Consider the following 21,753-nt stretch of genomic DNA (forward strand, 5'->3'; position numbering starts at 1 on the left):
GAGTTTACATGCCTCGGTCGATATCCGCCAAAGCTACCGATGGAACACCCAGTTAGCGACCCTGTTCCCGCCTGAGGATTCAGTCCTAAAACCTCTACGACCTAAGTCTGAACGTCAGAATGGGACGAACAACAGGCGGCGCATGCGCAAGGGACGCGTCAGATGACAGGGACGAGTGGGGCCGCCTGAAATTGCGCCCGAGAGGTCAACGAGCCGCAACCCGACGATGCCGATGTGTGTCCCACGCGTCGACCTCGACCTGCGGGAAATCGTCAACCGGACGGGCCAAGACTGACTGCCAGCTGGGGTTCTCCCGTTCATTCAAAGCATCCGCCTGAGGTGGGGCGTAGGATCCTTCCGCATCGTTACATCACGGAAATGAATCGTCGAAGAACAAAGGATTCAAAACACTTGTTGGACGCAACGCCGGCGAAACGCGAACATGCGCGGATGATTACCCAACGCTTTCACCTCTATGTCGAGAGAACAGATGCCAGCATGAACATGGCCCGCTTCTATGCGATCTCGATCGAGCCGGACCTGTTTGGAGAAGCCTGCCTGATGCGACGTTGGGGACGCATTGGCACAAAGGGGCAGACGATGATCCAGCGTTTCGATACGGAGCGGGAGGCCGTTGTCCAGTTTCTCGACCTTCTTCGGAAGAAGCGCCAACGCGGCTATTCAACCATTTCGTGCAATCGTCACGCCAGTTACCGGGCATGCCACCAGGTTAAATCAAGTGCTCGATGAACAGTCGATGCGGGGATCAACCGGCGCGGGAGGTGAGCAACCTGAAATCTTTTCCGAGCCACGTCATGTCCATCGGACCAAAGCAGGTCGGCTGAGCTGGTTACCGATGTTCCATTCCCGTTAAAGGAGGAGGCCCCGCTGGCGGCGAAGCCTCCTGGCGGCTTAGTCCCGGGTGGAGCGGGACCAGATGAGCTGGAGTCCGTCTTCGCCCTCGACCTCGGCGAGTGTCGCATAGATCGGAGCCGGAAAGCTCGGGTCGTCGAGCTTGACCGAAAGATAGTCGCGGCCTTCACCGGACGTCTTTTTCCAGGCGGCGCCGAGTTCGACGCTGCCGGCGTAGACGCGAAACTGCGGGCCCTTGCCGGAGGGGTTTTCCACCTGGGCAATGCGTGCCTTGACGTTCAATGCGAGGGTGCGAATGGAACCGGTGAAGCCATTTTCGGTGGAGGTGAAGGTGCCGATGGTTGCCATTGTCGTATTCCTTTCTCGAGTTCGGACCACGCTCATCGCGGCCTCGATGTTGGTCGCAAAGACCGGTGACGATCGGACGGCACCTGATAAGGCCGGAATGAATGAAGGGCGGCAAGTCGCAGATTTGTTAGTGGGAGAGAACGAGACTACGCGGCTGCGGGGGAGCAAATCTGAGGCTAAAGTTGCGGAAAGACGATCGCCGGTCGGACGTTCCCTTTCGAGGTCGAGCCCGCCTTTAACTTCAGCCATTCAAAGAGACGCGCCATATGCCGGACGAAACCGCTAAGTGCGGCAAGCGCCGCAATGGTGAGAATCAGGTTGATCAGCCAGTTCAGCGCCGCGAGGCAGACGAAGCCGGCGTTCAGGAACGTCGATGCTGCGAGCAGATAACAATACAAGTCAAGATTTCCGAACTGGCTCGCTTCTTGATCGATGGCTACCACACCGGTCGTAGACGCAGGTGATCGAGCGGGCGCAAAGGGCAGGGAGCGTCAATGATTTCCGGCAGCCAGCCTTGTTTGAAGAGTTCCTTAATCAGCACCTGCTTTACTTCCAGGCTTCTGCAAGGGGGATCGCATGCCGAACTTTTTCCGCGTCATTCCAGCCGTTGCACTTATGGTGCTATGCTTTTCAGCCGCAAGTTCATTTGCGTCCGAGTGGCACGTTAGCAAAGCGACGCAGCAGGTCTTGTTCACGTTGGACAAGAAGACGTGGGTGCCCGTGGTTGGTGGCACGACCATTCCCAACACAGCATGGATTTCTACGGGCCCCCGTGGGCGAGTGTTGCTCGAGCGGGGCGTCGAACGCGTTGCTTTTGGCCCGAAAACGTTGGCGGCCATCATCACCAAGAAGGGCATTTTCTCGAGAAAGACAGAAGTCATTCAGCAGAAAGGCGAGATCGCACTCAATATCGAGAAGCGCAGCAGACCGCACACGTACGTGCATACGCCTTTCCTTGCCGCCGTGGTCAAGGGAACAACCTTCACTGTTACGGTAACGGCCAACAACGCGTCTGTTTCCGTCGACGAAGGTCTGGTTCAGGTTTCGTCCTTCACGAGCGGGCGGAGCGCAAACGTAGGCCCAGGTCAGCAAGTGACGGTGGATCAAGCACAGAACATGTCCGTTGCTGGTGTCGCTGAAGCGCCTTCTGTCTTTTCCGTAGAGCCGATGCAGGCATCAGTTCCGGCGGTCGGTCACCAAGCGCCAGTCGGCGCGGCGCTTGGCCTCGGCTCATTCAGCGACCAAAGCTCTACGAGCTCAACCAACAATGGAACTGCTGCTGGCGTCAGCAGTGATAGCAGTGGTTCCGGAAGCAACGGCCGTGACGATAGCGGAAACGGCCAGGGCAACGGTGGCGGAAACGGCACCGGCAATAACGGCAAGGGCCAAGGCAACGGTGGGGGGAACGGCACCGGCAATAATGGCAACGGCCAAGGCAACGGTGGCGGTAACGGCACCGGCAACAACGGCAACGGCCAGGGCAATGGTGGGGGTAACGGCACCGGCAATAATGGGAACGGCCAGGGCAGCGGCGGGGGCACCGGCAATAGTGGCAACGGGCAGGGCAACGGCGGGGGCAACGGCCCCGGCAATAACGGCAACGATGGAAATAAGGGAGACGGCGATGAAGGGGATGACGACTGATCCGATCCGCCTACTTGATTTGCCCAGTCAGAGCCGCGACAGCTAAGACCGCCCCAAATCAGGCAAGCTCAAGAACGAGGATGGCATCAGCCTGAAGGAGCTTTCGCCTCGCCCTCGCTGCACCTTGTGCGGCGAGAAGAACGCTACCATCATGGTGGGCGGTTGGACTAATGGGGCGACGCAGCGATGAGCAGCACCACAGAATTCATCGCGGAATTGGTGCGGGCGGCGAACGAAGTGGAGAGGCTGACAGATCTCGAGCATGCGAGACTGCTTGTGCGCTCCGTGGCTGCCATTCGGGAAATGCGCGTGAAAGCCGGGATACCTTCGGCGCGAACTCACACTGACAAGATCGCGGACCTGCAGGGGTTGATCGCGCAGATTGGAATCGCAGCAGACACGTCGGAGGAGGTTCGGGCGGCTCTATTAACGGCGGCATGCATGATGCGAGACCTGCACATCGTGCTGGATACGGGGACCGAGATACAGATGACGGAAGGCGAGTAGCTAGAAGGCTGCTCAGAGGCTTTCTTGGGTCGTTCAACGCCTACTTGTAGACTGGCGCTGTGGCAGGCGGCTCATAGTAGGAAGGCTGGCTCGTTGCGCAACCGGCAAGCATGACAACGGCGATTAGGACAATCAATCTCACAAGGCTCTCCATAGGCATCATCATCAATGGCTACGGTTAGCACGCAGGTCTTGTCGCAGCGTTAACAGCAGGGGGTCTCCACCTCAATCGTCGCCTTATCCAGCGTTACCTTTGCCTTTCGCTCCGCCATTGCCATTTCCATCCCGAAACCCTGCTGTGGTGGTGCTCCTCCGATCCTATGAAACGTAATGATGAACAACCTATTCGCCTTTCAGATCGCCCCGACAGGACGATAACGTTCAAAACCGTCTTCATCAGTTTCGAACGGGATGCTTGAATGGACGCTGACCAAGTCGCTTGTCGGGATGCGAATGGCCTCAACCTGAAGCATCCACCCACTGCCAAGGCGCGACAGGATGGCATTGATCTGCCGCGACAGGTCATTCCGTTCCAGATCTGGAGCGCTTTCGCAGTCGGGCCCTGCGAAGTACCAGCCAGCCATTAAGCTCGCGTCTTTCAGGAGCAACACGCCGTTGTCGACCAGGCCGGCATAGGGGACGAGATCGGCAAATGAGGGTCCTTTCTGGTGGAAGCGACGGAGTGCAACCAATTGTGCCGTCTCCTTCACAAGGTCCGCCAAGGCGTGCTGGTTGGCCTGTAGAGCGGCCTGTAGCGTATGTGCCGCCGATAGACCTGCCGCATCAGCGGGTCGGACTTGGCCATTGCGCGAAGCAGGCCGACAATGACACTCCAGATGCAGACGCCTAGGATTGCAGAATAGACGGTCAGAACCACAAAGATCAGGATGACAGCTGCAAGGCCTGTAATCAGGACCAGCTCGCGGTCCCCGCCCAGGAGCAGATTGGGACGCGAAAGCGCCCGGTGAATGCGGTTGCGGTTTAGCTGGGAGAGACGCTCAGTCATGGGGAGCGTCCTTCTCAGAGGCATGGCGCGCCATATCCTGATTGTCGGCAGGTCCGATCGTGGCGCCTGTTGCGCCGAACAATCCGACGATGGTGGTGGCCCCCAGCAGGATGCCCGCGACCAGAACAACGTAGACCAGTCGCCGGGCAAAATCGTTGAGCTCGCCGCCGAAGATCAGCATGCCGCCGGCAATAGCAACTGCGGCAAGCGCAATATAGCCAGCGACCGGACCGGTGATCGATTCCTGGATCTGTTCAAGCGGGCCTTCCCACGGAAGGCTGCCACCGGAGCTCGCCACGGCTGGCGCCGCGGCTGCGAAAAGGATAGTGCCAGCGACAATCGGCATGACACTATGGACTCGGCTATGCCACATGGCGTGCCTCCTGTTCTTGCGTCGGTTGGTCGGACTGGATCAGGTATTGCCCGCCAGCAAAGCGTTCGACGTGGATGATATCTCGCACACGCCGGCCACGCGGCGTGCGTTCGATGGAGACGATGAGATCGACGGCGTCCCCGATAACCTCCTGCATCGGTTGCTGGCTGGCCTCGGCCGTCAGTTGCTCCAGTCTGCGAAGTGCGGAAATGGCGGTGTTGGAATGGATGGTGGCTACGCCGCCGGGATGGCCGGTGTTCCATGCCTTCAGCAAGGTGAGAGCGGCACCATCCCGCACCTCTCCGACAACGATCCGATCCGGCCGCAACCGCATCGTGCTCTTCAAGAGCCGAGACATATCGACAGCGTCGCTGGTATGCAGGAAGACCCGTTCTCGGCCGCACATCGCAGTTCGGCCGTGTCCTCCAGGAGAACCAGTCGATCGGCCGGCGTGCTTCTCGCGATCTCGTCGATCATGGCGTTGGCCAGTGTTGTCTTGCCCGATCCCGTGCCTCCCGAAACAATGATGTTGAGCCGCGCGCTGACGGCGCTGCGAAGCATCTCTGCCTGCTCCTCGGTCATGACGTTTGCGCTCACATAGTCAGAGAGCGGTATCAGACGTGAGGCATGCCGACGGATCGTGAAGGCTGGCTTGACCACGATCGGCGGCAGCAGGCCCTCGAAGCGGTGGCCGCCAAACGGCAGTTCCCCTGAGACAATCGGCTGACTGGCATCGACCTCCGATCGAAGCGAATGGGCCACCGCGCCGATAAGCATTTCGGCGGCAGCCGCTGTCAGTTCCCCGGCAGGGGCTGGTGGCTGTCCGAGCCGTTCGATGAACAGCCGGCCGTTGGGGTTCAGCATGACCTCAAGGACGCTGATGTCATCCAGCGCCGCACAGAGGCTTTCGCCAAGCGCTTCCTGGAGTTTGCGCACGAGCCGAAAATGTGAACGAAGCTGTGTCATGGCGTTGGCCTCAGGCGGCCTGATCGCCGGATGGAGAAATCTGGGAGCAGTATCCTGGTGGCCGTAGCGCCAGAAAGCGGGCGGGCTCTGCCTGCAAGATACCCGCGACTGCCAAGGTCACGCCCATCTTGCGAGGTTCGGCCAGACGGTGAAGCGGCCAGCCAACACGCGTGAGAATCCGCTCGAAGCGGATGTCTGTGACGGTGACAATCTCGGTATAACCATTGGCCAGGCACCACTCTATGATGCCGGTGAACATGGTGATCGTGGCTTCATGGGCGACCACCCCTCCCCCTGCGGTCGTGGTATCGACGCAAAATCTGGAGCTTTCGATCATTGCGGGATGAGCCTTCAGTCCTTCTTCTGGCAGAAGCGAAGAGAAGACCTTGCGCAGCATGGTCGGTCCCGTCGCCGGAAGGAGCCTGGCGCAGCCTAGGACGTCGTCCTGATCGGACAGGGCGAGGATATAGGTGGGCTGCAGTGCGTCGAAGGCATCTTTCTCCTGACCGTCAACGACGTCCACATCCCAGCCAAGCCGGTCGGCAAAGATCCGTGCCCTTAGCCTATGATGCTGCCCAAGGAGCTCCATTTGCTGAAGATCTGGCTGCCCGGAGATTGCAATCACCTGCATATTGTCCTCCCTCGTCAGATGTCGTCGAAGAGAGCACGGATGCGAATCGCTGCGCAGTTGTAGGATTCAACATGCCGCGCGAGGCGCGCCGGGTGCAAAGCAGCCTGTTGAGGACCACCCGCAGCGCTCTATGCCTGTAGGATTCACGGGAGAACACTTCGGGATCAGATAACGGGGGCTGCGGGGTAACATGCTGATCACAAACGCAAATGTCCGCTCCTTCGGTCGCGGCCGCTCCAGGAGCGTTAACGCTCGGTTAACGCTAAATCTCTGGACGGGCTGGGAGAATCGTGTTCTAGATTTGGCGGGCAAAGGCCGGTAAACCGGCAAAAAGCCGACAAGGGGAACCGATGGCGATAGCGAACCGAGTGGAATCAGTTGTTGGCTCTAAGGAAGATGCCGGTAGCAAGATTGCGCGCCATGCAGGTCTCCTCTCCGGTCAGTTGCAGCAACTTCGAACCCGAATGTATCCGCCGAAGTCGGAGAAAACGCTCCGTCCGTTCCTGACCAATGAAGTGTCCAAGCTCACGTCAATTCCCGATTCGACGCTGAAGCTGATGTCGACGGAAGGGCGCGGACCCGTTCCCAGCCGGCTTGAAAACAATCACCGCGTCTATACCCTGAGCCAGATCAACGAGTTGCGCGAACTGTTTGCCAAGCAGAAGCCGGCTGAGTCCCTTCGCTTCCTACCGCGTCGTCGGCAGGGCGAGCACCTGCAGGTCCTGGCGATCGCCAACTTCAAGGGCGGAAGCGCCAAGACAACGACCTCGGTGCATCTGGCGCAGTATCTTGCCCTTCATGGCTACCGCGTGCTCGCGCTGGACCTGGATCCTCAGGCATCTTTATCTGCCCTGTTTGGTGCCCAGCCGGAAGTCGACGTCGGCGCAAACGAGACCATTTACGCGGCCTTGCGCTACGACGACGCGGACCGCCGGCCCATCCGCGACATCATCCGCAAGACGTACTTCGACGGAATCGACCTCATCCCCGGCAACCTCGAGGTCATGGAGTATGAGCACGAAACACCGCGCATCCTTGCCAACAAGTCGGGTTCCGGTGCGATCTTCTTCGAGCGACTGAAGCTTGCGCTTTCAGAGGTGGATGACGACTACGACGTCGTCATCCTTGATACGCCGCCGTCGCTGGGTTTCTTGACCTTGAGCGCCATCTATGCGGCGACCAGCATGATCATTACGGTTCATCCGGCTATGCTGGATGTCGCGTCGATGAGCCAGTTCCTTCTCATGATGGGGGACCTGATCAGCGTCCTGAATGAAAGTGGCGCACAGCTCGATCAGGACTTCATCCGGTATCTGGTTACCCGACACGATCCCAATGATGCGCCGCAGTCGCAGGTCGTAGCAATGCTGCGGCATCTGTTCGGCTCCGACGTGCTGCTGCCGACAGCAATCGAGAGCACCGCCGTCGAAGCCGCCGGCCTGGCAAAGCGGTCCGTCTATGAGCTTGAAATGGGACAGATCGGTCGCGATACCCACAAGCGCGCCCGCGAGGCGGTTGACGCCGTCAACGACGCGATCGTCGGCCTCATCAATGACAGCTGGGGGCGGACATGAGCAAGGCGCCACGCAAATCCATCGTTGCGAGCTTCGGTCTCTTGTCGGCGGAACTGGAAAACAAGCTTACCGATGAGCCGACACCTCCGGCACCGCCGCAAGGCGCACGTGTGGGTGCTGGGGTCATCGGCGCGGCCCACCGCGCAATCGACGATATCCGGACCGAACGTGATCGGCTGAAGGCAATCGTTGAGGCGGGCGGTGGCGCCGTTCGCGAACTGGATCCTGCCGTCATCGACCCGTCCCCCTTCCCCGACAGATTGCCGGATGACGACGAAGCCAGCTTCGAAGCCTTCAGAAAGTCCATCGAATCCGAAGGACAGAAGGTTCCCATCCAGGTTCGCAAGCATCCTTCGTCAGCCGATCGGTACCAGATCATCTATGGACATCGGCGCTGGCTTGCCGCCAAGCAGCTGGGTCGGCCGGTGCGTGCGCTTGAAGTCGAGATCTCTGATCTTGATCTGGTTCTGGCCCAAGGGATCGAAAATGCCAGCCGGCAGGATCTGACGTGGATCGAGCGTGCGCTGTTTGCCTCGCGCATGGACGAGGCGGGGATTAAACCCCGCGATATCTATGCCGCGCTGTCGATCGAGGATGCGGAACTGGCGCGCATGCGCAGCGTGTACCGCGTGATCCCGGCCGACGTCATCGAGGCGATCGGGCGGGCGCCGAAGATCGGGCGACCGCGCTGGCTGCAGCTTGCCAAAGCTGTCTCCGCACATCCTGAGGTCCTTCAGTCCGTCCGCACGACGCTGCGAAAATACCAAGATCGGTCGCAGAACTCCGATCAGAGGTTTCAGCGGGCGCTTGCCGCCGTCAATCCCGCGGTCAAGCAGGGTTCTGAACCCCTGGTCCTTTCCGATAGCACCGGTAGGACGCTGGGGGCGCTGGTCGTGCGGCCGAAAGAGGTTCGGATCGCGGCGGAGGGCCCTTTGGGGATCGAATTTTTGAAATTTGTAGAGGCAGAGCTGCCGGGACTTGCCGAGCGCTTTGCCCGTCAACAGGATCATGCCAATTCCTGACAGCTGTCAGGTTTTACGACCAGGAAGGAAGCGCTGCAAAAGAAAAAGGCCCCCAAACGTTGCCGTCGTGGAAGCCTCTCTCTCTGTGTGACAACTAGAGAATCGCATTTCCCCGAATCCCAGTCAAGAGTTTTTGGCACCGCATTTTGGTGAGCGGATTTCTTTTGCCTTGTTGAAGGTGAGGGACGATGCAGGATGGACATGTAACGACGCCTTTCGGGCGGAGGCCGATGACGCTCGCCTTGGTGCGGCAGCAGATGGCCGTGACCGAGATCAAGCCCGGTAAGACGGCAGAAAAATGGAAGGTCTTTCGGGATGCATCCGAAGCCCGGCCTTTGCTCGGTCTGCAGGACCGAAGCTTGGCCGTCCTGGATGCCCTGCTGAGCTTTTTTCCTGACAACGAGCTGCGGCAAGACCGACAACTGATTGTGTTTCCGTCGAATGCCCAACTGACGCTGCGCGCGCACGGGATTGCAGGAGCGACGCTTCGCCGGCACCTCGCTTTGCTTGTCGAGGCAGGGCTGATCGTTCGCAAGGACAGCGCCAACGGTAAGCGCTACGCCCGCAAAACGAAGACCGGAGAGGTCGAAAGCGCTTTTGGCTTCGACCTGTCTCCTCTTTTGCTGAGGGCTGAGGAACTCGCTCAGCTCGCACAGCAGGTAGCAGCGGAACGGCTTCAGTGGAGGAAGGCGAAGGAGAACCTAACGATATGCCGGCGCGACGTGCGCAAATTGATCTCTGCGGCGATGGAGGAAGGCGCGCAGGGAGACTGGGGCAAAGTTGAAGCGTTTTACATCGGCCTGGTCCAGCGCATCCCGCGTTCACCGAGCCTTGTGGAGCTGACGGCGCTGCTGGACGAGATGCGCTTGTTACAGCAGGAAGTGCTCAACATGCTGGATATTAAACAAGAATCTACAAATACAAGCACCAATGATGCTCACCATGAGCGCCACGAACAGAATTCAAAAACCGAACCCTTTAATGAACTTGAACCTAGCTCTCGAAATGAGCTGGGGGCGAAAGTCGAGCGTAGCCAAGAACGGCCTGCACAACCGTTGAAGGCGTTCCCGCTGGGCTTGGTGTTGCGTGCGTGCCCCGAGATTTCAGCCTACAGTCCTGGTGGCGCGATAACGGGTTGGCGAGATCTCATGGGTGCGGCGGTCACGGTGCGGTCAATGTTGGGCGTTAGTCCATCCGCCTATCAGGAGGCGTGTGAGATCATGGGGCCGGAAAATGCGGCGGTGACGATCGCGTGCATTCTGGAGCGGGCGGGGCATATCAACTCTCCCGGCGGTTACCTGCGTGACCTGACGTTGAAGGCGCAACGCGGCGAGTTTTCGCTTGGCCCCGTCCTCATGGCATTGCTGAGAGCAAACGGCGGCGATAGTCGGCAGGCCGGCTAGTCAAAACTGGCGTGGTGCCAGGCCTGGGCTTTTGGTGTCAGGGTTTATCGGTCGGGGTGGAACACGCGAGCGCTGAAGCGGAGGTCGAGGTTGACGAACTCAATTGTGGGTCGCCTCACCTCTGCCCCGCCCTCCCCTCCCCGTTCGACGTGCGGGGTCGGCGTCATGAGGGTACTGAGCGTGTAAGGGGCAAAGGAGATCGACTTTGCCCCTCGCTCGAGTTGGAAGAAGTGCCGGGTGCACCCGTATTGCTCCTCCCGCTCGCATTCCTGTCGGCGGGAATGCCATGGGTCCCTCGCCCCACGAAGGAGCAACGGCTGCTCGCGATCCTGCCGTCGGATATAGCGCTTGTTGTCTCGGCGTCGCAGATCGTGCAGATCGCGATGAATGCCCCCCGAACCATCGCTCGATCTTCGTCGCGGGGATCGCGGGCTCCTCACCCAGCGACCATCGTCGAAGCTGCGCCAATAGGTGATTCAGGTCGCACTTCCTCAGCGCGTTTCAATCTCTCGCTCGAATCCCGTGCGTAACCAGGCTAAGGCACCGCTCGATATGGGGGGCGCGTTCGTGTGAGGGAGTACCATCGATGCTGCCCAACAGCATGGACAGGATGCGGTGAAGATCCGGTTGCGAGAAGTCCTGCCGCAGGAGACCTGCTCGTTTGGCGGCTTCAGCGAACGGACGGTAGATGTCTTCAATGCGGCGGTCCATCTCCATCTTGGGTAGAGATCCCGCCCGCCTAAGCCCCTCAATGAGACGTCCGGTGCAGATGGCCCCCCTCGCCGCGTGACCCAGGAGCAGGAAGAACGCGTCCTCGCTCGCCGGCAATGAAGCTGCGACAGCTTGTAGCCGGTCCAGCTGGCGATCCAGGAGCGCTCGCGCAAGTGCAGTCCGATCTGCGAAGTTTCGATAGAAAGTGGCGCGGCCGAGCTTCGCTATCTTCCTGACCGTGTCTAGAGGCACGTCATATCCATGTTGCGCAATGCCGATCTCGGCAGCGGCCAGCAGTGCCTCCCGGTTCACTTGGGCATCCCGACGAAGAAGCATTGTCAGCGTTGCTCCACGAGCGTTTAAGCGGACAATCCTGTCCGCTTAAACGCTACACCTCTTACGGCGTGTCGTCCACCGCAAGTACGCCTGCCCCAAAAGGTGACGACCGCCCCTGCCCTATCGCCCCAGATGATCAGTGGCATCGGATCCCGTTTTGGCCCAAATGGAACGACGCCCGTAGAGGTTTCCCGCACCGGCCTCAATGCAGGTCGGGTTCTCGCGGCCGTGCAACGAAACGGTCGTCAACGCAGCTAGCTAGCTTTCAGTTTGGAAACATCACCGACTCCATGCGCAGCACCGCCTGTATGCCGAGCTTAGAGCTCGCCCAACAATGTCGCTGGGTAAGCTCGGGGTCCTGGCCAGGTTGCAGGGTCTCGAGCCGCCCTCCCGCGTGCACCCGGTTCACAAGACTTTGTTGCCATTGACAAGCGTTGTGCGGCCGCAGTGCGCGAGCGGTAACCACGCGCCATCACGAGGGCGGTTTGCGGGTCAGGCTCTTTTGCACGGTCTTGGAGCCAATCGGTGGGCAGGATGTTCGCGCGACCCTTGTTATGACAACTCAACTCCAGGCCTGTCGGTGCGAGGAGCAGTGGGAGGCAGCACGGGGCCGGCCAAGACGCCTCTTTGTTCTCCAGGCGATCGGCAGGCTCTTGGGTCCCTCGCCCGCCTCAACGATCGCGACTTGAGGCATCTCGGTTTTAAGGGGCTGGTGGTGGAGATCCTGACGAACCCTGACAGCTGTCAGGGTTTGCCCCGGCAGAGGGCGCAATCTCAGTGCTGGTGGGCGAAAAGCGATCGCCCTTCCCCCGACACCGAGTGTGGGCTTTCCGCCATTGCCGCAGTCTTAAGCGGCATTGGTCGTCATGTACTGTCACGGGAGCACACGGTCAGTGTCTCCGCGGACGACCGGGTATGTGGATCCACGGGGACGGTAACTCCAGGCGGAGCCAGTGAGTAAAATCCTGACAGCTGTCAGGGTTTTACCGGGGCTACTGCTGCCGTCCCGCGAGCAGTTCGTCCACCGGAAGCAGCGCCCACTGTCGACTCAACGAGTACTCCACGCGCTGTCGCTGCTGCAGGTCCAAAGCCTTCTTCGGGATGGCCAGCCGTGGAGAGTGCTAGGCCAATCGGGCGGCGCTGACGGGTCTGACGCGTAGTTGATGCCAGACCGTAAGATGTCGGCGACGTGTAGGGGAACGACTTGGACATCCGAACTGGCTCCTCCAGAGAGCTCCGCCTAGAACAAGTGACTTATCGCCCGCGTTACCAGACCTGACTGCGTCCATGCCTTCAGTTTCTGCGGCGGCACCCGAGATTTCAGTTCCTGGGTCGCTGATGTTCTTATGCCAATGTGGCTATGGCTTTCTCACATCCCGACCCTAGTTAGGTCTGCGTTCCGGCGCAAAGGGGCGCGTGTCTCTTCGTCGATCGTTCCACATATTTGCAGGGCTTACAGAGTGTCCTGGCGCACTTGAGGGAGGCGGGAGTGACGCCAGAACGTCGTCGACAGGTGTTTGATCGGGTTGTTGCCCGCTGGGCTGAACACGGGAGCGCATTCGAAGCCAGTTCCGCATTTCGATCGAGCATCGAGGATTGGATCGAAGGCCGGATCAGCATGCAAGAGCTTCGGCGAGGCTATGGTGAGTTCCTTCGCGGTCGCTTGCCCTCGCTACCTCATGAACGAGAAGATCAGTGACACTCCTGGTGATCCGCAGCTCATGGTGGCGCCACTGCGGCCAGCAGGCTCTGTACCTCAACAAGAGCATCGACGCTGGCTAGACAAAGTGCTTTGTCCGTTCCGGAACCTTCGTAATCCAGGCGGCGATCTTGCGCCTGCGCACCACACAGGCCATCCGGCTACTCCCTCCGTTCGGAGAATGTGCCTGTTACATTCGCTTAAGCCTTCCTTCACCCAACGCAGTGCAAAACTGGGATGCGCGATGAGTTGTGCGTTCGCGCTTCCTTTGAGAGAATGGCTGGGAAGAATCGTACCAATTCTCCCTGGTCCGATGTCTCACCATCTGAGAGCGAAAAGATCGCAGGTTCGCCGTGTGACGCCGGCAAGAAAAACCCTGCAAGGGGAGTTGAGGCGCGGCTTGAAATGTCGGTTGGCCAGGCCATCGGGAGACCGGGCCCCCCCGGCCGCTGGAGGATCAGCAACGACAGCTGGGTAGAGCATCGCTGATCTTCAAGCTTTCGTGGGAGGGTGCTGAACTGTCAATCTGACGGCCAGGGACGGGGAGGGGCGGCAGAGCCGTGATGCGGCAACCTTTGAGCGGGAAAGCTTGGTCATTCGCCCGGATAGCGATCGACTTAGCCAAGCAGGCGGGCGGCTCGACTGCCTTTTCTGTTGGCGTTGTTGTAATAAGATGCGGCCTGCTGGACGGAACGATGCCGCGACTGTTCCATCGCCTCAGGCAGCGGAATGCTCCGGTTTGCCGCTTCCGTAAGGTACCCAGACCGCAAGCCGTGTGCAGAGAACTCCGAAGCCTCTAGGCCGGCAAGCGTGACTCGCAGTTTCACAATGTCGTTGATCGCCTTGGGTCCGAGGGCCCGGCGAGACACATTTCCCCACCGATCAATTGCCCGAAACACACTGCCGCTGTCGATGCTTGCTGCAGCCAGCCAGGCATTCAGCGCCACAACCGGCCGGCCGGCAAGATAAACGACTTCATCGCTGTCAGCGCCGCTGGTTTTTGTGCGACCGAGATGAATCGACAACGAGGGGAGGGGAGGCCCTCCTTCGACAGGGATCGGAGGCTCGACAGTGAGCTGTTCTGTGCGCAGCCCGGCGATCTCGCTGCGCCGGCGGCCGCCTGAAGCAAATGCGACCATCAGAATTGCCCGGTCCCGGACGTCACGAAGGCTATCGGTTCGGCAGGTGCCCAAAAGTTTTGCCAGCACATCGCCGGTCACCGCCTTGGCGCTCTTGCGCTTCCGCGGCCGGGGAGTGGCGCGAACCGCCAGTCGGATCGCGGATTTGAGGGTAGGGGAGGCGAATGTGCCGTTCAATCCCCGCCATTTGGTCAGCGTCGACCAGGTGGCCAGCCGTCTGCGGACGGTATCGGGCGCATGCTGCCCCGTCACTCTAAGGAACCCTTGGTCGCGAAGCTTCTGTTCCACCCCATACGGCATGCCATGCTGTGGGTCCGTCAGGCGCTTTTCCGGGTCCCAAAGGTGATGGGCGACGAATTTGAGAAGCAGCCCTTCCGGCGCCGGCCAGGGCAGGGAGGATCCGGTGGCCGCCAGCGACCAGGCCTGCAGATAGGTGAGGTCGGAGGCAAGCGCACGTAGCGTGTTCTCACCCATGCCCTGGTTGACGAGATGACGCAGTGTTTCGACATCCTGATCCGTCAGTAGCTCCGCCAGTTCATCGCGCCGATCCATTGGCAGGACGGCTGCGATCGTGTCCAGTTCCTTCGCGCGACGATCAACGGCGCTCATTTGGGCCGCTCGTGTTCATCGCAGACTGTGAGTGGCCGGAGGTGATGCCGGCTGACATGCTTTTGCGATTCTCTGTCCCCAGGTTGCCGGTGTTTTTGACGATGGGCATTAGGGTGGCTATCGGCGTTTCGCCGCGGCAGATCAGAATCTCGTCGCCTCGGTATGCCAGTTGGATCAGTTCCTCGAGCCGCTCCGCCGCTTCCATAACCTCGATGAAGACTCTCATATTATCCCTTCACCAGATCCGCTCGTGCAGGATTGCGTCGAATACAATATCGGTCGAGACGAAGGCGCAATGCTCGAGCCGTGCCTGAGCCGCCAGGATACGGTCCCAGGGATCGCGATGCTCCCAGTCGAAGCTGGCAGCCAGTTCGGCATGCAGGTCGCTGATGGCAAGTGTCTGCAAACCGCTGGCTGTAACGGCGGCGCGCAGTTCCTGCGGTTTCAGGTCGAGCTTCTTCAGCCGCATCTTGTTGTCGAGCTCGTAGAAGGAGACGGCACTGACGAGGATCGTGTTTGCCTTGTCCTCGATCAGTAGCCGGGTGACCGCCGAGAGCCGATCGCTGCCGATGGTCCACCAGTAGACGGCATGGCTGTCGAGCAGCACTTTCATGAGTGGTTCCTGGGAACGCTGGCGCCCTGCCAGACGCCGGTATCGTCGTTGAAGTCGCCCGCATCGATCGCCGCCTGTTCGGCATCATGATTGTCGAACAGGTCGTCCGGAAGCTGGCGATGACGCAACAGGCCGAACGGGCGTTTGCCGCCGTCGGCCGGGCCGATGCGGGCATAGACTTCGTTGCCGCGCATGATAATGATCTCTTCGCCCTGGTTGGCGCGTTCGAGCACCTCGGCGAAATTCTTGCGCGCCTCGCTGATCTTGTAGTTGGTCTGCGGCATCCGATCCTCCGATATTTGCCCTTGAGTGCGTTTTTATCACCGATCTCATATGTGTACAACCGGTATGTACATCTAACCGCCGATAAGGAATGCTTATCGGTGGCGAGCCGCCACGGACTTCATTATGTCATGTGTGGAACCGTAGCGACGGGCTAGCTTTCGTTTAACTGATCGTTTACCATGAAAACAATGGTTTACGACCTCGCGAAACTGCCCATCCACACCCTGCTGAAACCCGTCGCCGACGCCAGCAGCGCACTCGCCCGCCTCGACGAGCGCATCGCCCGCTCCCCCGTCGGACCCGGCTTCCTCGAACGCCAAAATTTCACCGACGCCTGCGCTTCCCTCTGGATCGACGGCGAACTCGTCCACCTCGAAGACCTCGTCCTCCACGACAGTCTTCGAGACATCCGCACCCCCACCCACGAACTCACCATCGCCCGCGACGTTCTCAGAACCCGCCGGCGCATTGAAGGGCAGCCGCCAGGCTGGGCGTTGTCAGAAGAGGGCCTGCGCGGCCTGCGCCGGCCGTGGGCCGGGGCATCTTTGGGAGAGGGAGGCACCGGCGTGGCCGACGAAGCCGCGGCGGGTGAGGTGGCTGACCGGGGAGGGGAGGGGCCGGAGGACAGGGAGGAAGACGGCGAGGCTGGCGAGGATGTGCTGGATGCTGAGCTCGCCGCCATTGATGCGCTCCTGGCGCGTTCGGAGGCGGCGATCGAACAGGCCAGGAAGCCCCGCCCCGCCAAAGGCGCTCCGGCCCCGGGGGCGGGTGCGGCGCGGGAACGGGATCCTCTCGTGTATGATCTCGATTGGGACGAGGATGCGCGGCTGGAGGAATGGCGCGCCGTGTTGCGCCAGGCCGAAAATTTTCCGGCGGTGCTGCAGGCGATCGTCGCCCTCGATGCCTGGAACGAGATCGGTGTGCTGCAGCACGCCGGCTGGATGGGCCGGCTGCTCGCCGCCGCCCTCCTGCGCCAGGGTGGTGTTACTACTGGCACCCACTTGGCATGCATCAACCTCGGCCTGAAAACCATCCCCGTCGATCGCCGCCGTCATCGCCACCGGGAGACCCGGCTGCTCGCCATCGCCCAGGGGTTTTTGGCCACCGCCGAGATCGGACTGAAGGAACATGACCGGCTGGCGCTGGCGCGGCAGATGATGGAACGCAAGTTAGCGGGACGGCGGGCGTCGTCAAAGCTGCCGGAACTGGTGGAGCTGGTCATGGCCAGGCCGCTGGTGTCGGCCGGCATGGTGGCCAAAACGCTCGACGTCACGCCGCAAGGTGCGCGGCGGATCGTGTTGGAGCTCGGCCTGCGCGAGATGACGGGCAGGGGGAGGTTTCGGGCATGGGGAGCCTTCTGACTTCGTGCTGACGCGCGCCTGCTGTCGAATAGCCTGCGGCGCTGCACCCGCCTCCTGCCAGACCCGTTCCTGTTCGCAGTGATGGTCCGATACGGTGGAAGGCCTGCAACTGCAGCAATGGCGGGGTCGGGGGCCTTGGGGTCAGTATTCCTCGGGCAGCAGGAGGGTTGTCACGCTGCGGGCGGCTTCGGTGATGATCCAGAGCATGTTCTCGCCAAAGCCCTTGCAGAGCTTTGCGGGATCGAACGGGCCTCGTATTCCTGGATAAGATCGGGCCTGCTCATCGTTATCGAATGCACCTTGCTGTGCTTCTGAAGCCAGATGCGGATAAGGTTGCGAGACACGTCGTTGCGTTTTGCCAGACCATGCAGCGTTTCGCCTGGGAGGGATTCCTGCGCAACCTGACATTTGAATTCGACGCTGTGACTGCGGTGTTGCCATGGGTCATCTCTCCGAAAACCCAGGAGGCCGGTCAATTTCTCATCCCGATCTGTCCACCCCGAGGGGCGCACCACTTCCCGTTTTCAACAATCAGCACTTTTGGTCGGGCTGCATCTTGATGAGTGTCCTCTCGTTGAGGCCGTAGGTCCATCGTTCGGTGCCGCCGCGCAGCTATGATCCTGCAATTGGAACGCAATGTCGCAGGTTAGCCCATCAACGGCATAATTCACCGTTACATCTCCGTTAAGCTCTCGCGCAAGCCCCACTTCCAGCAGTCGCGATCCGAAACCGCGGCGACTTGGCTTGCTTACTGGGGGGCCGTTCTTCTCTTGCCATTTCAACCGTAACCACAGAGGCCTGCCTCTGTCAGAAAGCAGCTCCCACACCAGTGAAACAGTCCCATTATCCAGCGACAGGGCACCGTGTGTGAGCGCGTTAGTCGCTAGTTCGTGCAAAGCCATAGACAAAGAAAGTGCCTGTCGTGGCGTCAGCCGAATCTCAGGACCATCTGCCGTTATGCGAGTCCCGGCTGCCTGGAATGCTGAAGTCGCTTCATCAATGATGTCATGTAACCTGGCGCTCTCCCAAGTCTCTTTGGTCAGCACATCGTGCGCTCGAGACAACATGATAAGCCGGCCTTCGATGCTGCTTCGCGCTTTTGCGCGATCTGCCTCGTTCCGCAAGCTTTGAGTGACAATGGACTGGACCGTCGCCAGTGTGTTTTTTACTCGGTGGTTCAGTTCATCAATCAGAATGCGTTGCTGCTGCTGCGATCGCTTCTCGGCGCTGATGTCGCGTACTTCGATAATGGTTCCTACTGTCTTGCTCTCGGCATCCTGTATGGGACTGGCTGTAAACGCGACGGGATAAAACGTGCCATCCTTGCGGATGAAAATGTCTTCTCCGGTAGTCTGGTGGCGTTCCGGAAAGGCTCGGTCTATTGGGCAGTCTTCGATCGGGTAGGGAGATCCATCCGGACGAGTGTGATGAATAAGGCTGTGAAGCGTACGACCTTCAGCTTCAGCTAGGCTGAATCCGGTTAGCTTCTCGGCCGCAGCGTTCATGTAAACGCATTCCTGCTGATCATTCATAAGAAACACCGACACGGAAGCGTTATCCAGTACAGCATTCAAACGCCGCTGAGTTTCGTGAAGTGCGACCTCGCTTTGCTTGATCGAAGTGATGTCCCGCGAGACTGAGAGAAGCCTTTCAACCTCTCCATAACGACCGTGAATTGGTGTGACCACGACGTCCCACCAACGCGGCGTACCCTTCATTGTAGGTGTAGGGCCCTGGAACCTTGCGGTCCCACCGGCGAGAGCTGTCTCGACAGCTAGTTTTGCGTCGAGGTGCTGAGGGCCTGACCAAAAGTCCCGCCAATCACAACTCTTAATGGCGCCGAAATCATCGACCTCCATCACCTTCATGCCGCCTTCGCTCATGAACTGAAGCTGAGCTTTGGTGTCGAGAACCTTGATGCAATCGGTGGAGCTTTCCAGGATACGCCGTGTGAATTCTTCGCTTGAGCGGAGGGCTTCCTCGGTTCGAACGTTCTCAGTCACATCGAACCCCTCTACGAATATGCCTGTAACCAATCCCGCCTTGTCTTTCACCGGCTGATAAATGAAGTTGAGGTAGAGTTGCTCAGGTTCGTTGCTATGGGCCAAATTCAGCTGAACTGGAACGGCTCGTCCGACGTAGGGAGTACCTGTCCGAAAAACTTCATCAAGCAGTTCGTAGAAGCCTTGGCCTGCCAGTTCAGGAAGAGCATCTCGCACCGTTTTACCGATGATGTCTCTTTGCCCGATCAGCCGAGTATAAGCCTCGTTGGCGAGTTCGAAGATATGCTTCGGGCCGCGCAGCATAGCCATGATTCCGGGCGCCTGCTGAAAAAGCTGGCGCAGACGCTCCCTTTCCCCACGACCTTGCTGTTCCGCTAGAACTTTGCCGGTTGTTTCTGTAACGGCGCAGAACAGCCCCATCACTTCACCAGCATCACCTTTTATTGGTGTATAGGAGAAGCTGAACCACGCCTGTTCCTCAAAGCCGTTGCGCTGCATAGGGATGCATAGATCCTCCACCCACACAGCTTCCCCTTCCAACACACGCTCAACAAGCGGCCTTATCTGTCTCCAGATGTCCGACCAGACCTGATAAAAAGGCTGCCCAAGTGCGTGTGGGTGTTTTTTGCCGAGGATCTCGGTGTAGGCGTCGTTGTAGAGAAATGCGAGCTCCGATCCCCAAGCAAGAAACATTGGTTGTTTGGAGGCGAGCATCAGATCCGAGTACAGGCGGAGCGATGTCGGCCAGCAATCAACAGCACCAAGCGCTGAGTTGCTCCAATCATGGACCCTGATAAGTGACGACATCTCGCTCATGCCAATCTCAGACAACGGAGCAAATCTCTCAGTGGCAAACTTGAGCAATGCAATTATCCCTAGATGGGGTGGGCTATACGAGGCAGCTCGCAGAGGCGGGACAGCACGTAACTCTCTCTGCCACCGATTGGTTCCCCCGGTTCTGTCACCATGGACGGATTGCACCGCCACGTGGAGCCTAGAGTTAAAGCGGCACCTCAAAGGTACATCTCAGTCCATCCGACGCAAAAGCCAGAATTGCAGAGCCGTTCATATCTCTAGCGAGCCCCCCTTCCAAGAGGCGTGTGCCAAATCCCCGACGAATAGGTGGGGTAACGCTGGGCCCGCCACTCTCCTGCCAAGCAAAGCGGAGCATCGAACCGCTTCTCTCAACATCCCACGTAACTGCCACCTGACCTCCGGGCACCGAAAGGGCTCCATACTTGATGGCATTAGTCGTGAGCTCCTGGATTGCCATGGCGAACGAGAGACAAGCCCGGGGTGCCAGCGACACCTCCGGGCCAGAAACCGCAAATCGCTCGCTAAAATCAGCGTACGGTTCCAGCGCTTCGGCCACAATGTCGCTCAGAACAACGCTCTCCCAGTTTCTACGCGTGAGAACATCGTGAACGCGCGACAGCGCCATCAGCCTCTCGCCGATCACCTGGGTTGCTCGGCTTGGATCTGGGTAAGTTCTCAGGGTCTGAGCCACGATGGAATGAACGGTTGTGAGCGTGTTCTTTACCCTGTGGTTGAGCTCATGGACGAGAAGCGCCTGATGGCGCTCTGCCCGTATTCGATCAGAGATATCGCGAACCACGCGAACTGCGTACAGTGGTCGATCGGCACTGTCTCGAACAATGGATCCTGATAGCTCTGCGGAAACTTCCTGTTTGTCCTTGCGGATGTACCGTTTCTCCAGTGTGTAATTTCCAAGCGTACCTTTCACTTGTTGCCGAAAGTTCTCGAGGTCAGCGGCGAGGTCATCCGGGTGCGTGATGTCGGAGAAGGTGAAGTTGAGGAGTTCCTCAGATGTGTAACCGGTGATTTTGCAAAACTCTTCATTCACCCTCAAAAAGCGGCCCGTGAGATCAACTTCCGAGATGCCGACAAAAGCGTGCTGGTAGGTGGCGGCCAGGCGTTGCTCGCTTTCAAGAAGTGCGGCCTCCGCCGACTTGCGCTCGGTAAGGTCTCTGAGATAGGCGACAAACCTGGGATTACCCTCGACTTGTATTACTTCGATAGCCAGCTCCACGGGAAAGCGGCGGCCAGCAGAATTGATCGCCTCAACCTCGATGCGCCTACCCAGCACCGGCCCCTCACCCGCCGCGAGGAAGTGCTCCATGCCGTCCCTGTGTGCTTCTCTGAGTTCGGGCGGGATGATCAGCTCGGCCAGATCTCGTCCCATGGCCGTCGACCTAGGATAGCCAAACGTGCGCTCTGCTGCCGGATTCCACTCAATCACTCGACTCTCGTGATCAGCCGCAATGATCGAGTCCAACGCAGCTTCGAGAATGGCGCGGTGCTGCGCCCAGTCTTCTGTCATCCTTCTTGAGGCCTCCTTAAGATGATAGACATGTGCTCCGAGTAGCTGGCTCACCCCAGGAGAAACTCAAAGCCCCTATCGCGGCTTTCGTCGAGCACTACAACAAGGCAGTACGGTCGGACGATCAAGCCTCCCAGGTCCTGTTTGAACTCACCGTCGTTGAGGCCCACCAAGAGTAAGTTCAAGCGTTTCCTCCAGCTCTTTCCCCGAAAAGGGTTTACTCAACACTGGAGATCCGGAGAGCTCAGAAGGGAGGCCGTTCTTTCCGTACCCGGTACTGAACATAAAAGGTACCCCACGTTCTTGCAG

General features: G+C 59.4%; 20 protein-coding genes and 2 pseudogenes. 7 read left to right on the top strand and 15 right to left on the bottom strand.

Annotation, left to right across the window (positions count from 1 at the left end; translation table 11 throughout):
- Positions 1-450: 450 nt before the first annotated feature.
- Positions 451-750: a WGR domain-containing protein gene (locus tag LXM96_RS20630; protein ID WP_240000459.1), complete on the top strand. Its 300-nt coding sequence runs from the start codon at positions 451-453 to the stop codon at positions 748-750.
- Positions 751-912: 162 nt separating this feature from the next.
- Here the strand turns inward: LXM96_RS20630 and LXM96_RS20635 are convergent, their stop codons facing one another.
- Together LXM96_RS20635 and LXM96_RS20640 are read right to left on the bottom strand one after the other, a co-directional pair.
- Positions 913-1,221 (bottom strand): DUF736 domain-containing protein, encoded by a 309-nt coding sequence (locus LXM96_RS20635; RefSeq protein ID WP_240000441.1) that lies wholly within the window; start codon positions 1,219-1,221, stop codon positions 913-915.
- Between the two features lie 176 nt (positions 1,222-1,397).
- Positions 1,398-1,619, bottom strand: a complete 222-nt coding sequence (locus LXM96_RS20640) for a hypothetical protein (RefSeq protein WP_240000442.1) — start codon at positions 1,617-1,619, stop codon at positions 1,398-1,400.
- Between the two features lie 289 nt (positions 1,620-1,908).
- Here LXM96_RS20640 and LXM96_RS20645 point away from each other — a divergent pair, with 289 nt between their 5' ends.
- Both LXM96_RS20645 and LXM96_RS20650 read left to right on the top strand, forming a co-directional pair.
- A complete protein-coding gene (locus LXM96_RS20645) occupies positions 1,909-2,865 on the top strand; it encodes a FecR domain-containing protein (RefSeq protein WP_240000443.1) in 957 nt (318 codons plus the stop codon).
- Between the two features lie 186 nt (positions 2,866-3,051).
- The gene (locus tag LXM96_RS20650) at positions 3,052-3,372 is read left to right on the top strand and encodes a hypothetical protein (RefSeq protein ID WP_240000444.1); all 321 of its coding nucleotides are present in this window, start codon (positions 3,052-3,054) and stop codon (positions 3,370-3,372) included.
- A 425-nt stretch (positions 3,373-3,797) separates the two neighbouring features.
- Here LXM96_RS20650 and LXM96_RS20655 read toward each other — a convergent pair.
- From LXM96_RS20655 to traI, 5 genes and pseudogenes are all read right to left on the bottom strand, one after another.
- A pseudogene (locus LXM96_RS20655) lies at positions 3,798-4,064 on the bottom strand (conjugal transfer protein TrbE); the annotation flags it as partial.
- 14 nt (positions 4,065-4,078) lie between these two features.
- Entirely contained in the window at positions 4,079-4,378 is a 300-nt protein-coding gene (locus tag LXM96_RS20660) for a conjugal transfer protein TrbD (protein ID WP_240000445.1), read from the bottom strand.
- A complete protein-coding gene (locus tag LXM96_RS20665) occupies positions 4,371-4,751 on the bottom strand; it encodes a TrbC/VirB2 family protein (RefSeq protein ID WP_240000446.1) in 381 nt (126 codons plus the stop codon). Before LXM96_RS20665 ends, LXM96_RS20660 begins: the two co-directional genes overlap by 8 nt.
- Positions 4,741-5,717 (bottom strand): annotated as a pseudogene (gene trbB / locus LXM96_RS20670) (P-type conjugative transfer ATPase TrbB). Before trbB ends, LXM96_RS20665 begins: the two are co-directional and overlap by 11 nt.
- A gap of 10 nt (positions 5,718-5,727) precedes the next feature.
- Positions 5,728-6,348: an acyl-homoserine-lactone synthase gene (traI, locus tag LXM96_RS20675; RefSeq protein ID WP_240000447.1), complete on the bottom strand. Its 621-nt coding sequence runs from the start codon at positions 6,346-6,348 to the stop codon at positions 5,728-5,730.
- Between the two features lie 350 nt (positions 6,349-6,698).
- On the opposite strand from traI, the gene repA reads away from it, so the two are divergent.
- From repA to repC, 3 genes are all read left to right on the top strand, one after another.
- Positions 6,699-7,922, top strand: coding sequence for a plasmid partitioning protein RepA (gene repA / locus LXM96_RS20680; protein WP_240000448.1), 1,224 nt, complete (start codon positions 6,699-6,701; stop codon positions 7,920-7,922).
- On the top strand, positions 7,919-8,944 hold the full coding sequence (repB, locus tag LXM96_RS20685; RefSeq protein ID WP_240000449.1) for a plasmid partitioning protein RepB: 1,026 nt from the start codon (positions 7,919-7,921) through the stop codon (positions 8,942-8,944). The genes repA and repB overlap by 4 nt, the downstream gene beginning before the upstream one ends.
- A 188-nt stretch (positions 8,945-9,132) precedes the next feature.
- Positions 9,133-10,347, top strand: a complete 1,215-nt coding sequence (repC, locus tag LXM96_RS20690) for a plasmid replication protein RepC (protein ID WP_240000450.1) — start codon at positions 9,133-9,135, stop codon at positions 10,345-10,347.
- Between the two features lie 501 nt (positions 10,348-10,848).
- On the opposite strand, the gene LXM96_RS20695 is transcribed toward repC, so the two are convergent.
- The 5 genes from LXM96_RS20695 to LXM96_RS20715 form a co-directional block, all read right to left on the bottom strand.
- Positions 10,849-11,394 (bottom strand): TetR/AcrR family transcriptional regulator, encoded by a 546-nt coding sequence (locus LXM96_RS20695; protein WP_240000451.1) that lies wholly within the window; start codon positions 11,392-11,394, stop codon positions 10,849-10,851.
- A gap of 2,316 nt (positions 11,395-13,710) precedes the next feature.
- The gene (locus LXM96_RS20700; RefSeq protein WP_240000452.1) at positions 13,711-14,841 is read right to left on the bottom strand and encodes a site-specific integrase; all 1,131 of its coding nucleotides are present in this window, start codon (positions 14,839-14,841) and stop codon (positions 13,711-13,713) included.
- Positions 14,828-15,067: a prevent-host-death family protein gene (locus LXM96_RS20705; RefSeq protein WP_240000453.1), complete on the bottom strand. Its 240-nt coding sequence runs from the start codon at positions 15,065-15,067 to the stop codon at positions 14,828-14,830. Before LXM96_RS20705 ends, LXM96_RS20700 begins: the two co-directional genes overlap by 14 nt.
- Positions 15,068-15,076: 9 nt before the next feature.
- Positions 15,077-15,454, bottom strand: a complete 378-nt coding sequence (locus LXM96_RS20710) for a type II toxin-antitoxin system VapC family toxin (protein ID WP_240000454.1) — start codon at positions 15,452-15,454, stop codon at positions 15,077-15,079.
- Entirely contained in the window at positions 15,451-15,738 is a 288-nt protein-coding gene (locus LXM96_RS20715) for a type II toxin-antitoxin system Phd/YefM family antitoxin (RefSeq protein ID WP_240000455.1), read from the bottom strand. Before LXM96_RS20715 ends, LXM96_RS20710 begins: the two co-directional genes overlap by 4 nt.
- Before the next feature lie 180 nt (positions 15,739-15,918).
- On the opposite strand from LXM96_RS20715, the gene LXM96_RS20720 reads away from it, so the two are divergent.
- The gene (locus LXM96_RS20720; RefSeq protein ID WP_240000456.1) at positions 15,919-17,100 is read left to right on the top strand and encodes an RHE_PE00001 family protein; all 1,182 of its coding nucleotides are present in this window, start codon (positions 15,919-15,921) and stop codon (positions 17,098-17,100) included.
- Positions 17,101-17,241: 141 nt separating this feature from the next.
- Here the strand turns inward: LXM96_RS20720 and LXM96_RS21795 are convergent, their stop codons facing one another.
- The 3 genes from LXM96_RS21795 to LXM96_RS20735 all read right to left on the bottom strand — a co-directional run bounded on the left by LXM96_RS21795 (position 17,242) and on the right by LXM96_RS20735 (position 21,444).
- Positions 17,242-17,541: a hypothetical protein gene (locus LXM96_RS21795; protein WP_317208296.1), complete on the bottom strand. Its 300-nt coding sequence runs from the start codon at positions 17,539-17,541 to the stop codon at positions 17,242-17,244.
- 83 nt (positions 17,542-17,624) lie between these two features.
- Positions 17,625-19,919 carry a PAS domain-containing protein gene (locus LXM96_RS20730; protein ID WP_240000457.1) on the bottom strand — a complete coding sequence of 765 codons (2,295 nt, stop codon included), beginning with the start codon at positions 19,917-19,919 and terminating at the stop codon, positions 17,625-17,627.
- Positions 19,920-20,103: 184 nt separating this feature from the next.
- Positions 20,104-21,444 carry a sensor histidine kinase gene (locus tag LXM96_RS20735; RefSeq protein WP_240000458.1) on the bottom strand — a complete coding sequence of 447 codons (1,341 nt, stop codon included), beginning with the start codon at positions 21,442-21,444 and terminating at the stop codon, positions 20,104-20,106.
- Between the last annotated feature and the right edge of the window lie 309 nt (positions 21,445-21,753).

Source organism: Rhizobium halophilum, assembly GCF_021648825.1.
In the GTDB taxonomy this organism is placed as follows: Bacteria; Pseudomonadota; Alphaproteobacteria; order Rhizobiales; family Rhizobiaceae; genus Neorhizobium; species Neorhizobium halophilum.